13 protein-coding genes are annotated in these 12,572 nt (G+C 36.8%); 8 read left to right on the forward strand and 5 right to left on the reverse strand.

From position 1 onward, the window contains the following. Nucleotides 1–75 precede the first annotated feature (75 nt). The 3 genes from ptsG to ptsP are packed head-to-tail and all read left to right on the forward strand — an operon-like array spanning nucleotide 76 to nucleotide 4,144. Nucleotides 76–2,148 carry a glucose-specific PTS transporter subunit IIBC gene (gene ptsG / locus DIS06_RS02655; RefSeq protein ID WP_110111706.1) on the forward strand — a complete coding sequence of 691 codons (2,073 nt, stop codon included), beginning with the start codon at nucleotides 76–78 and terminating at the stop codon, nucleotides 2,146–2,148. A 20-nt stretch (nucleotides 2,149–2,168) separates the two neighbouring features. Then, nucleotides 2,169–2,435, forward strand: a complete 267-nt coding sequence (locus tag DIS06_RS02660) for a phosphocarrier protein HPr (protein WP_110111707.1) — start codon at nucleotides 2,169–2,171, stop codon at nucleotides 2,433–2,435. Then, the gene (gene ptsP / locus DIS06_RS02665; protein ID WP_110111708.1) at nucleotides 2,435–4,144 is read left to right on the forward strand and encodes a phosphoenolpyruvate--protein phosphotransferase; all 1,710 of its coding nucleotides are present in this window, start codon (nucleotides 2,435–2,437) and stop codon (nucleotides 4,142–4,144) included. The genes DIS06_RS02660 and ptsP overlap by 1 nt, the downstream gene beginning before the upstream one ends. Before the next feature lie 490 nt (nucleotides 4,145–4,634). On the opposite strand, the gene DIS06_RS02670 is transcribed toward ptsP, so the two are convergent. Next, the gene (locus DIS06_RS02670; RefSeq protein WP_110111709.1) at nucleotides 4,635–5,525 is read right to left on the reverse strand and encodes a LysR family transcriptional regulator; all 891 of its coding nucleotides are present in this window, start codon (nucleotides 5,523–5,525) and stop codon (nucleotides 4,635–4,637) included. 249 nt (nucleotides 5,526–5,774) lie between these two features. On the opposite strand from DIS06_RS02670, the gene DIS06_RS02675 reads away from it, so the two are divergent. Both DIS06_RS02675 and DIS06_RS02680 read left to right on the forward strand, forming a co-directional pair. Then, nucleotides 5,775–6,551, forward strand: a complete 777-nt coding sequence (locus DIS06_RS02675) for a peptide ABC transporter permease (RefSeq protein WP_110111710.1) — start codon at nucleotides 5,775–5,777, stop codon at nucleotides 6,549–6,551. Between the two features lie 344 nt (nucleotides 6,552–6,895). Continuing rightward, on the forward strand, nucleotides 6,896–7,681 hold the full coding sequence (locus DIS06_RS02680) for an SDR family oxidoreductase (RefSeq protein ID WP_110111711.1): 786 nt from the start codon (nucleotides 6,896–6,898) through the stop codon (nucleotides 7,679–7,681). A gap of 28 nt (nucleotides 7,682–7,709) precedes the next feature. On the opposite strand, the gene DIS06_RS02685 is transcribed toward DIS06_RS02680, so the two are convergent. After that, nucleotides 7,710–8,321, reverse strand: coding sequence for a nitroreductase family protein (locus DIS06_RS02685; RefSeq protein ID WP_110111712.1), 612 nt, complete (start codon nucleotides 8,319–8,321; stop codon nucleotides 7,710–7,712). A gap of 236 nt (nucleotides 8,322–8,557) precedes the next feature. Between DIS06_RS02685 and DIS06_RS02690 the strand changes: the two genes are divergently transcribed. The 3 genes from DIS06_RS02690 (at nucleotide 8,558) to DIS06_RS02700 (ending at nucleotide 10,078) form a co-directional block, all read left to right on the forward strand. After that, on the forward strand, nucleotides 8,558–8,773 hold the full coding sequence (locus DIS06_RS02690) for a TM2 domain-containing protein (RefSeq protein ID WP_110111713.1): 216 nt from the start codon (nucleotides 8,558–8,560) through the stop codon (nucleotides 8,771–8,773). 167 nt (nucleotides 8,774–8,940) lie between these two features. Beyond that, nucleotides 8,941–9,810, forward strand: a complete 870-nt coding sequence (locus tag DIS06_RS02695) for an NAD(P)-dependent oxidoreductase (RefSeq protein WP_275425409.1) — start codon at nucleotides 8,941–8,943, stop codon at nucleotides 9,808–9,810. Nucleotides 9,811–9,895: 85 nt separating this feature from the next. After that, on the forward strand, nucleotides 9,896–10,078 hold the full coding sequence (locus DIS06_RS02700) for a hypothetical protein (protein ID WP_110111714.1): 183 nt from the start codon (nucleotides 9,896–9,898) through the stop codon (nucleotides 10,076–10,078). 51 nt (nucleotides 10,079–10,129) lie between these two features. Here the strand turns inward: DIS06_RS02700 and DIS06_RS02705 are convergent, their stop codons facing one another. The 3 genes from DIS06_RS02705 to DIS06_RS02715 form a co-directional block, all read right to left on the reverse strand. Then, nucleotides 10,130–11,284: an aminotransferase A gene (locus DIS06_RS02705; protein ID WP_110111715.1), complete on the reverse strand. Its 1,155-nt coding sequence runs from the start codon at nucleotides 11,282–11,284 to the stop codon at nucleotides 10,130–10,132. 96 nt (nucleotides 11,285–11,380) lie between these two features. Then, nucleotides 11,381–11,611, reverse strand: a complete 231-nt coding sequence (locus DIS06_RS02710; protein WP_110111716.1) for an IDEAL domain-containing protein — start codon at nucleotides 11,609–11,611, stop codon at nucleotides 11,381–11,383. A gap of 172 nt (nucleotides 11,612–11,783) precedes the next feature. Next, nucleotides 11,784–12,380: a TetR/AcrR family transcriptional regulator gene (locus tag DIS06_RS02715; RefSeq protein WP_110111717.1), complete on the reverse strand. Its 597-nt coding sequence runs from the start codon at nucleotides 12,378–12,380 to the stop codon at nucleotides 11,784–11,786. Nucleotides 12,381–12,572: the final 192 nt, after the last annotated feature.

Genomic DNA, 12,572 nt, shown 5'->3' on the forward strand with positions numbered 1-12,572 from the left:
AAAAGGTAAAGAATGTAAGCGTATCAATTATGTTGCTTGTTGCACACTACAAATATAGAAAAGGAGGTAGGCGCGATGTTTAAAAAACTTTTTGGTGTATTACAAAAAGTAGGTAAAGCGCTTATGTTACCAGTTGCGATTTTACCAGCAGCAGGTTTGCTATTAGCATTTGGGACAGCGTTTCAAAACCCAGATTTATTAGCTCGTATTCCTGCTCTTGAAGCGGATTGGTTTCAATTAGTCGCAAATGTTATGGCTCAATCTGGTGACATTGTATTTGCTAACTTACCATTGCTTTTCGCAGTGGGTGTAGCGGTTGGTTTAGCTGGCGGTGATGGAGTAGCAGGTATTGCAGCCATCGTCGGGTATTTAATTATGAATGTAACAATGAGTACAATTTTAGAAGGAATGGGGACGTTAACACCGGAGATGTTAGAAAATCCTAGCTTAATTGGTCAGGATCCAACTCTAGCAATGGTGTTAGGGATTCCAACCCTGCAAACAGGGGTATTTGGAGGGATTATCGTCGGAGTTATTGCTGCATCGATGTATAATCGTTTCTATACAATTGAATTACCTCAATACTTAGGATTCTTTGCTGGAAAACGTTTTGTTCCAATTATTACAGCGGTTTCTACATTGGTACTAGGACTTGTAATGGTATTTTTATGGCCGCCTATTCAAAATGGTCTAAATGCATTTTCGCAAACGATGTTGGATGCAAATCCGACAGTAGCAGCGTTTGTATTTGGTTTGATTGAACGTTCACTTATTCCATTTGGTCTTCATCACATTTTCTATTCACCGTTTTGGTTTGAGTTTGGCTCATATGTGAACCAAGCAGGTGAGGTGTTCCGTGGAGATCAACGTATCTTTATGGCTCAATTACGTGATGGTGTTGAATTCACAGCTGGTACGTTCATGACGGGTAAATTCCCATTCATGATGTTTGGTTTGCCAGCAGCAGCACTAGCGATTTATCATGAAGCTCGCCCTGAAAATAAAAAATATGTAGCAGGTATTATGGGTTCAGCTGCCTTAACATCATTTTTAACAGGGATTACAGAACCTCTTGAGTTCTCATTCTTATTCGTAGCACCTGTTTTATTCGCGATTCACGCAGTTTTTGCTGGACTATCATTTATGATTATGCAATTATTGAATGTGAAAATCGGGATGACGTTCTCAGGTGGGGTTATTGACTATGTGTTATTCGGGATTCTACCAAACCGAACAGATTGGTGGCTTGTTATTCCAGTCGGTTTAGTGCTTGCTGTTATCTATTACTTCGGCTTCCGTTTTGCAATTCGTAAATTCAACTTGGGTACACCAGGTCGTGAAGAAAAGCAAGAAGACGAAGAAGAAGGAAAAGTCGAAGCAGGAGAATTACCACGCAATGTACTAGAGGCATTAGGTGGAAAAGAAAACATTACGCATTTAGATGCGTGTATCACTCGCTTACGTGTATCTGTAGACGATGTGAAAAACGTAGACAAAAACCGTCTGAAAAAATTAGGGGCTTCAGGTGTTCTTGAAGTAGGAAACAACATCCAAGCTATCTTTGGTCCAAAATCTGACACGTTAAAAGGTCAAATTAAAGACATTATGGATGGAAAAACACCGACGGCTCCAAAAGAACAACCAAAGCCTGTTGAAAAAGAAGTGATTACACCAGCTGCTATGAGTGAAAACGGAACAAACATTGTCTCTCCAATTGAAGGGGAAATCGTACCGTTATCAGAAGTACCAGATCAAGTGTTTTCACAAAAGTTAATGGGAGATGGATTTGCGATTATTCCGACAAAAGGCACAGTAGTTGCACCAGTGGACGGAAAAATAGTAAACTTATTCCCGACGAAGCATGCTTTAGGAATTGAATCTAGCACAGGGCGTGAAGTATTAATTCACTTCGGAATTGATACAGTGAACTTAAAAGGTGAAGGATTTACAGCACTTGTTTCTCAAGGAGATGAAGTGAAACAAGGTCAACCTTTATTAGAAGTTGATCTCGACTTTGTAAAAGAAAATGCACCTTCAGTTATCACACCAATCATTTTTACAAACCTACAAGCAGATGAAAAAGTTAGCATTCTAAAACAAGGAAATGTTAACCTAAAAGAAGAAAAAATTATTACTATTTCTAAATAGGCAAAAGGAGATTGATTATCATGGCAGAAAAAACATTTACAGTAACAGCAGATTCAGGAATTCACGCACGTCCAGCAACAACATTAGTACAAGCAGCTAGTAAATTTGATTCAGATGTTAACTTAGAGTTCAACGGTAAAACAGTTAACTTAAAGTCAATCATGGGTGTTATGTCTCTAGGTATTCCAAAAGATGCTACAATTAAAGTAACAGCTGAAGGTTCTGACGAAGCAGATGCAATCGCAGCCATCGAAGAAACAATCAAAAAAGAAGGATTAGGCGAATAATGACACAAGAAATTCTAGGCATTGCCGCTTCTAGCGGCATTGCTATTGCTAAAGCATTTCGCCTTGAAAATCCAGAGTTAACAGTAGAAAAGAAACAAGTAGCAGACGTTGACAGCGAGATTGCACGCTTAGAGAAAGCCCTTGCGACATCTACATCAGAACTTGAAAAAATTAAAGAACATGCATTAAAAGAGCTTGGTCAAGATAAAGCAGAGATTTTTTCTGCTCACTTATTAGTACTAAGCGATCCAGAACTTATTAATCCAATTAAAGAAAAAATTCAAACAGAGAATGCAAATGCAGAATTCGCTTTAGACGAAGTGGCATCTATGTTCATTAACATGTTTGAATCAATGGATAATGAGTACATGAAAGAGCGTGCGGCAGATATCCGTGACGTAACAAAGCGTGTATTAGCTCACCTTTTAGGTGTAAACATCTCAAATCCAAGCATGATTTCGGAAGAAGTTGTTATTATTGCGGAAGATTTAACACCTTCTGACACAGCACAACTTAACCGTCAATATGTAAAAGGTTTCACGACTGATATTGGAGGCCGTACGTCTCACTCTGCGATTATGGCACGTTCAATGGAAATTCCAGCGGTTGTTGGTACAAAAACAGTGATGCATGATATTAAAAATGGTACATTAGTCATTGTCGACGGCTTAGATGGAAAAGTAATTGTGAACCCAAGCGAAGAAGTTGTTAAACAATATGAAGAAAAAGCAGCAGCTTATGAAGCGCAAAAAGCAGAGTGGGCGAAGCTTGTAAACGAAAAAACACTATCGGCTGATGACCATCATGTTGAGTTAGCAGCAAATATCGGTACACCAGAAGATGTGAAAGGTGTATTAGAAAACGGTGGAGAAGGCGTTGGTCTATACCGTACTGAGTTCTTATACATGGGTCGTGAAGATCTTCCAACAGAAGAAGAGCAATTTAACTCTTATAAAACAGTGTTAGAGCGCATGGAAGGTAAACCAGTTGTCGTTCGTACACTTGATATTGGTGGAGATAAAGAGTTACCATACTTAGATCTACCAAAAGAAATGAACCCATTCTTAGGTTTCCGTGCAATTCGTTTATGTCTTGAAATGCAAGACATGTTCCGTACACAACTTCGTGCGCTACTACGTGCAAGTGTTTATGGTGACTTGAAAATCATGTTCCCAATGATTGCAACTGTTGATGAATTCCGCCAAGCAAAAGCAATTCTTTTAGAAGAAAAAGAAAAGCTACAAGCTGAAGGTGTGAATGTCTCAGAGGACATCGAAGTAGGAATGATGGTTGAAATTCCTTCATCTGCAGTCATGGCAGATTTATTTGCGAAGGAAGTAGACTTCTTCTCAATCGGAACAAACGATTTAATTCAATACACGCTAGCGGCAGACCGCATGAATGAACGCGTATCATACTTATATCAACCGTATAACCCAGCGATTCTTCGGGTTATCTTAGCTGCTCATAAAGAAGGTAAATGGGTAGGTATGTGCGGTGAGATGGCTGGAGATGAGATTGCGATTCCAATCTTATTAGGCCTTGGTTTAGATGAGTTCTCAATGAGTGCAACATCGATTCTAAAAGCTCGCTCACAAATCCGTCAGCTTTCAAAAGCAGACATCGAACCACACATTGAAACAATCCTTTCAATGTCTTCAACTGAAGAAGTAATTGAATTTGTTAAATCAACATTCAATTTAGCATAAGAAAAAGAAGTTCAGGTTTTCCTGAGCTTCTTTTTTTGATTTGTTCCATACACAGACCTTTTTTAAGTGATGGCTTTTTTAGGTTGATTGGTTTGGTAGAGATACTCTTTGGTGGTCGGTAAAAGCGGAAAGTAACCATTTTCTACAACTCATTAAATGGTGACAAAACTTATGTAAATAGGCAAAACAAAAGAGCCGCCTAACGTTCGGCGACTCAATCATTGGGAAAAGAGAAACTTTTTAAATTATGCAAATGGGGATACAAATTGAGAAAATGAATGCTACAACTAAAGTGTACTAGATAAGAGAAGAAAGGTAAAATATCGATTAGTTATAGAAACCATGCAAAAAAGTTATAGTTAACGAAGCGAGCTAGATGGGTTCAAATGTTAATCGTGTTGTATGGGTAATATTTGTTATGTTGTTGTAATAAGAAGGAGAATGAATGAAACAATAAAAAGAGACTGAGGAAAACATTCGTGTTTTTTTCTCAGTCTCTTTTAATGTCAGTAATTGATTTCATATGATCAATAAATGCCTGTGTAGCGAACGAGATATAGCGGTTTTTTTTAACAATGAGTGCTAAGTCCCATGGGATTTCCGCTTCGAGTTCGATAATAGAGATTTGCTCTTTATTTAGCTTTTGGCAGATTGAATATGGAAATAGCGTAATTCCTAAATTAGCAGCAACCATTTCTCCAATTAAGTCCCACTGAGAGCTTGTATAAGCAATCTTAGGTGTAAATCCGTATTTGATACATTCATTATAAATGAGCTCGTGCATTGTAAAGTCTTCATGGAAAAGAATAAACGATTCGTCTTGTAATTCTTTTAACGATATTGATTGTCGATGAGAAAGAGGGTGCGACTTATGTACAGCAAGTTGTAGTCGTTCTTTCACAAATGGAATGGTAGAAAATTTTTGTTCATCGACTGGTAACAAAGCAATGCCAATATCCACTTCTCCAATTTCTAAAATTTTTTGCATTTTTTTCGCACCGTATTCAATTAGTTTCACCTGAATTTCCGGATAAGTAGTATAAAATGATTTAATGATACGAGGGAAGAAAAGTGTTCCAATGAGAGGTGGAAGTCCAATTTTTATCGTCCCTTTTTGTAGATGCATTAAATCATATAATGAGTTTGATAAATCGCGTAATGATGACAAAATACCATCGGCTTGTTGATACACGATTTTCCCTGCATCCGTTAGCTGTAGTCTTTTACCAGAACGATCAATGAGCATGACGCCTAACTCACTTTCAAGAGATTTGACCATTTTACTGAGTGATGGTTGCGAAATATGTAACGCTTCAGATGCTCTTGTAAAACTACCATGTTTAGCTACTTCGCTAAAATAGTGTAAATGACGTACATCCATGTAATTCACCTTTCATTTTAAAGTCTCATTACGAAGTTTATTTTCTTATCATAACGCATTCTATATAGAGAATAAACATTTAAAAGTCGATTGGTACTTAAACAATTTTAACTAAAAAGATAATCATTTATCATAAAAATTTCTAATTGAATTTATGTAGATTTAAAGCCGTATTAGATATATAATATATGAATTGAATACACACTTGTATACGAGACGTAGAATGATGATATAAGGTGGTTAGTACGGTTGAGTAAAGCAGACGGAATCCGAGATGTTGTTTACATACATAATCATTTAGCAGAGCGCTATTTTACGGCTTATGGAATTGAGTTTAAAGAGTTTGTCCATTCACTTCCTAGGCCTCTTACGAATGTGTTACTGTTAAAGCATCAATTTGAGGATAGCGACTATCATTTTCCTACCCATTTAGATTACGTAGAGGATGAGCAAATTTGGTCTCTTGTTGAAGACAATGTTTATCAGTATGGAGATTTTTGTTGGATCGACTTTGATGATCTTTCTTCATTAGATTTGCTTGAACCAGCAGAACTCGCAGCTCTTTTGTATCTAGGGCATTATAAAAAACCATTAGTGACCCCATTTAGTAATAAATTAAGTAATCAATTTGTTTATTTGGCTCATGATGATGGGTCTAGCAACAAAACGTATTACCGAGATGTATATGACGTCAAACATCTGATTAGCCGTTTAATTCCTTTGAAAATTACGTTGTTAAAGCAAAAGAGATTTGCATTAAGGCGTAAAAAAGTGGAGTACCCTCCTGTACCGCTTGTGTTAGCTAATACTCTCTTAACCTTAATGAGTGATGGTTTAATCATTGACTTTGAAGCAATGATTCAAACACGGAAAGATATTCAAATACCTATTTATACAATTGGAAAAGAAATGATTGATATGGATGAACTATATAATGATCGTCATGAATATAAAAAGAAAAGCAAATTGCAAGCGTCACTTGTTTTAAATAAAAAAGACTTAGAGTGGACGCTAGTAGAAGCGTAAAGAGGTTGGGACATAAGTGTTTCAGTTGATAAGATATCCGAACTATTTTGAGTTATATACTCTTTATAGTTCGGACATTTTTAGGTTTGGAAAACAAGTTTAAAAGAATAGTGGAGCGAAATGGAACGAAATTGTTGTTGTAACATAACGATGATAGAAACGGTATTGTTCGTTTTTGAGAAGGAATCATTTCGTTATGTCCCACCCTCTTTTTGTATGTCTTGATAGTAGAAAAATAGTAAGCAGTTGCTTAGAAACAAATATTGAAATGCAGTGTGAATTGATTGAGTAATCTGTTTAATTCCTGTACGATTATGACATATAGGAAAAGGGGGATATGTGTCATGGACTTACAATTAAATGGTAAAAATGCATTAGTGCTAGCATCTAGTCAAGGATTAGGAAAAGCGATTGCCAAACAATTAGCGCAAGAAGGGGCAAATGTGATGATAGCGAGCCGTTCTGAAGAGAAATTAGTAGCAGTTGTGGAAGAGCTCTCTGTAGGTTCAAAAGGTGAAATTTGTTATCACGTTGTCGATGTAGCCAATAAAGAATCAATCGAGCAACTTGTGCAAGCAACCGTTGAGGCATTTGGCACCATTGACATTTTAGTCAATAATGCAGGGGGACCAAAAGCGGGTGGTTTTCTATCATTAAGTGATGAAGATTGGCAGCAAGCATTTGAACTGAATTTATTAAGTTATATCCGAACGATTCGTGAAGTTCTTCCTCATATGCAAGTACAAGGCGGTAAAATCGTCAATATCTCATCATCTTCCATTAAAGAGCCGATTCCAGGATTGCTCTTATCAAATACATTTCGCACAGGAATCGTTGGCTTAACAAAGACGTTAGCTCAAGAACTTGCGCAGTATAACATTTTAATTAATACCGTTGCACCTGGACGAATTGCAACGGAGCGTACATTACATCTAGATCAAATTAATGCAGAAAAACAAGGTATCTCAAAAGAAGAGATTGAAGAAAAAGTAAAAGCCGGTATTCCGTTAGGAAGATATGGAGAGCCAGAAGAATTTGCAAAAGTTGTGACATTTTTATTATCAAATGGAAATACATATATGACAGGTCAATCATTCCTTGTTGATGGTGGAATGGTGAAGTCTATATAAAAAAAATCCTGCCTAAGCAGGATTTTTTTTATAGCCATGTAGTCACGCGGTCAACTGAAAAGCGAGCACTGTGGTGAGCAGGTTTTGCTGCTTTTCCGATTGAAATTAACATAACTGGAATATAGCGATCGCTAACTTTGAATTCGTCAATGAATTGTTGGACATTAAATCCGCCCATTGAGCATGTATCATAGCCTTTTGCTTTTGCTGCAAGCATTAATGTCATCGCTGCTAACGAAGAGTTGGTAAATGCTGCATCTCGTGCGTATACAGGGTTGCTGTACGCTCCTTCAATTTGTCCAGCTAAAATGTCTTTTACTTCTGCTTTCATATGTCCAGCATCAACAAGTGGATTATAGACATCATCTACATTTTTATTTGCTTCTAAGTCACCTAAAATCGCGACAACAGCTCCTGCTTCAACCACTTGCTTTTGATTGTATGCAATTGGCAATAAACGTTCTTTTGCTTCATCACTTGTAAACGCCATAAAGTGCCATTGTTGTAGGTTCCATGCAGAAGGAGATTTAATGGTTGTTTCTAATAGGTCAGTTACTTCTTCTTTGCTTAGTTTAACGGATGTGTCGTAATGACGAACCGATGTACGTTCGTTGACTACTTCGAAAAAATCTTTACTCATAAATAAAACCTCCGTAGTTCGTAGTATGTATTGTAGCGATAAAAGCGACCTACGATGCGTAAGTCAGAGAAATTCTACAGTAGCTATTTCTTAATGTCAAACAATATAACTTAGTTTGTGCGTTTTTGAACATTTCTTTCATTCAAACTTTTTCTTCTCTGCTTTATCTCAATACAAGTCAAGTTTATGATGTACTTTTCATATAGTGAATAGAAAGCATAAAGGAGGCGAGGTGAATGTCAAGAAGAATAAAAGCTGCCATTCTTGCTCTTTTTTTCGGCGGACTTGGCTTTCATAAATTTTACATTGGGAGAACCTTTCAAGGTGTGTGTTATTTACTTTTTTGCTGGACAGGAATTCCTCAAGTAATTGGTGTAATTGAAGGCTTGTCGTATCTACTCAAAACGGATGAACAGTTTGAAGAATATGAAAAAAGTCAACACCTTCTGTAAATCCTCTTGTCTTTACACTCCCCATCTGTAGTCATCCTGAAACATCATTTCTTGTTTATCTATCCATGTAATTGAATGTAATAGACAGGAAGTAACGTTTCCTCTTTTTTCGGTGGTTGTTATTGTGTAAGATGGTTATATATGTACATATAAAGGGGATGTAGGAATTGGACAAACATGTAAAGGTTGGTTTCATTGGAATTGGTGTAATGGGGAAAAGTATGGCATCACATCTTTTAAAAGCAGGTTTCTCACTGTACGTTTATACAAGAACAAAAGAAAAAGCAAAAGCTTTGTTAGATAATGGAGCAGTTTGGAAAGAAAGTGTAGCAGAAATAGCAAAAGAATGTGATGTTATTTTAACAATGGTTGGTTACCCAAAAGATGTGGAAGAAACGTATTTAGGAGCGGAAGGGCTATTATATCATGCTAAGCCAGGAGCGTATTTAATTGATATGACAACGTCTGAACCATCTTTAGCGATTCGCATTTATGAAGAAGGGAAAAAGAAGAATATTCATGTATTAGATGCTCCTGTTTCAGGAGGAGACGTAGGAGCAAGAGATGCAAGGTTGACTATTATGGTTGGAGGAGAAGAAGGCGTATTTGAAGCGTGTAAGCCAGTTTTAGAACGTTTGGGAACAAACATCATTCTTCAAGGAAAAGCAGGTGCAGGACAGCATACAAAGATGTGTAACCAAATTACAATTGCTTCTACGATGATGGGAGTCAGTGAAGCGATGGTGTATGCTGAAAAAGCTGGCTTAGATCCTGAGAAAGTACTTTCTTCCATTGCAACAGGCGCTGCAGGAAGTTGGTCGTTAGATAACCTAGCTCCGCGTATGATTGCGCAAAACTTTGAGCCTGGCTTTTATATTAAACATTTCATTAAAGACATGAATATTGCATTGAAAGAAGCAAAAGCGTTGGAGATGCCAACTCATGGTTTAGCTCTTGCCAAACAATTGTATGAACAGCTTGCTAAGCAAGGCGAAGAAAATAGTGGCACACAAGCGTTATATAAATTGTATAAATAAGGGTAAGGTAGTATGTACTAACAGCTATAACTTCTTCTATTCTGATTACACTAACGGTATTCACAGAGTAAAGGAGTGTTAAAAGATGGCGAAACGTACAAAAAAGAATGATGCTGATCAAAAAAATAAAAAAGGCTTTGATGCAACAAAATTAAACGCTGAATTCAGTCACGAATTTGGAAGTGCACAAGCAAATCATAACCATAAAGAAAAAGCGAAACAAGAAAAAGCATCGAAGAATGACGGAAAATATAAAGGTGGACTATAACAAAAAAGCTGTATGAAGATGGAGATTTTACACTCCTCCTCGTACAGCTTTTCATTTTGTACGGATATATTGTTCTAGGCGATCTAATGCTTTTGTTAAGGTCTCCATAGAATATGCGTAAGAAAGGCGCACATAACCTTCACCTAAAGATGAGAAGGCATCTCCTGGAACAAGTGCGACTCCGGCATCTTTTACAAGGCTGAGCGCAAAGTCAAAGGAATTTTCTTCAAACTTTTTAATCGAAGGGAACATATAAAAAGCACCAGATGGCTTTTCCACTTCAAGTCCCATTTCAATTAATCGATCATACACATAATTTCTTCTTTTTTCGTATTCTTTCTTCATTTCGATGGATTCGTCTTTTGCTGTTGTTAACGCTTCTAATGCAGCAGCTTGTGAAATAGAAGAAGCGCAGCTCACATTGTACTGATGTACTTTTAGCATATGTTTGGTTATGTACGCTGGAGCGAATAATAGTCCGATGCGCCATCCGGTCATCGAATGAGATTTCGATACACCATTTACTACAATCGTTTTTTCACGCATGGAAGGGATTGTTGCAATGGATTCGTGCTTTCCATCGAATACAAGCTCACTATAAATCTCATCAGATAATACAAAAATATCTTTTTCTTCCAAAAGGGTAGCGATGTCTTCTAGCTCATCTTTTGTTAATGTAACCCCTGTTGGATTTGAAGGATAAGGTAAAATAATGCACCTTGTTTGATCTGTAATATGCTGTGCAATTAACTCAGCGGTTAAGCGGAATCCTGTGTTCGTTGTATCAACGTGAACAGGTACAGCGCCTGCTAAACGAATAAGTGGCTCATAGCCAGGGTAAACAGGGCCTGGTAAAATAACTTCAGAACCTTCAGTTAAGATGGTGCGCATGGCAATATCAATGGCTTGACTAGCACCAATGGTTACAATGACTTCTGTTTCTGGGTTATAGTGTTGAGCGTAGTTTGTACGCACAAATTCAGAAGCAGCTTGTCTTAACTCCAAGATACCTGCGTTATGAGTATATGATGTTTGATTATCATCAATGGCTTGTTTTGCAGCTTCTTTCACAGACTCTGGGGTTAAAAAGTCAGGTTGTCCAATGGTTAATGAAAGGACGTCTTCATACTGTGAAACCATATTAAAAAATGTTCGGATACCCGAAATTTGAATGTCCTTAACGCGATGATTAATGAGATGTTCCATTTCTTTCATCCTTTCTTTACTGTACCATCTATTTTAACACATTTGTATTTATCACATCATAGAACAAAAATAAAACGATGGAGACGCCCCATCGTTTTATTTTTGTTCTAAACGAACTAGATTGTTATATTCATTTGTTAATTGAAGAAATGTATCTTTATCTTTTAAGTCCAACGACTGATCAATCAAAGATAGTAAATGCTTTTTATTGAAAACATCACTAACATGATTTAAAAGGGCGCCAGCTTCTTCTTCAAAACGTGTCGGCCTTGTAATAGACTGCTTTTCTTTGTAAAACTCGTTTGCTCGTTTTCCATGATAATTCATTTTACTACCTCCCTGTTTTCTAAGTAGAACGTTTTCAACTTACTAGGTATATACCCATATATATGTAAGTTAAGCGCAAGGTGTTAAAAAAGAATGTTAGAATTTTAATGAAAAACGAGTAACCTATTCATAATAGTACGTGATGAGGTGTACATCTTAGAACGTTTATATACTACGAACAAATTCCGTTTAGTAAAAGCGAAACAGAATGATGTACTTTTTGTTGTAGCGAAACGTCGAATTGCTGAGAGGTTGTACACCAGTAAAATAGGATACCAAAAAAGTGTAAGATGGCAGATGAGCCTACTTCTTCTGAAGAAATATCCCCCCTAAATTCACCGCGTTTTTTTCCTTCTTCAATTAATGAAATTAAATAATGTTTGATTTGTTCAATTTGAAGAATTTCAGACCGTTGAAACGTTTCATTTGTGATGGAAATATGAAAAAGAGACCTTACAAGTTGAGTATTTGCTTCTTCATACGTTTTAACTAATGACTGAAACATATCATGAATAGAAGATGAAATGGATTGCTCAGAACTTAAAATCACTTTCATTTGTTGTTCAAAAAGTACAAGTTGTTTTTCTCCTAATGTATGCAATACTTCTTCTTTCGATTTAAAGTAATTAAAAAAAGTTCCTTTTGCTACCCCAGACTCTTCTGTAATTTGCGAAACCGTGGTCTTTTGGTACCCTTGCTGCTGAAAAAGACGAATTGCTACCTTTTGAAGCTTTTGTTTTGTTTGCTCTTTTTGAATTGTGCGCTTCATTTTCCCCACTCCATTTAGCTCTACTTTTATAACTCTTATCCCGTTCTCATTATATCACTATCGAGAAAATGAAAGGAATAATAACTGTCTTTCACGTTGCTTTTTGCTGATTTGGGTAGCCTAGCAAGTCGAATGGCGTTAGGCTTCTTACTTTAAATTGAAGTTATGGGGTTAATCATTCATATTTAGTCC

Source organism: Bacillus sp. CGMCC 1.16541 (assembly GCF_003184905.1).
Classification (GTDB): domain Bacteria; phylum Bacillota; class Bacilli; order Bacillales; family Bacillaceae_H; genus Priestia.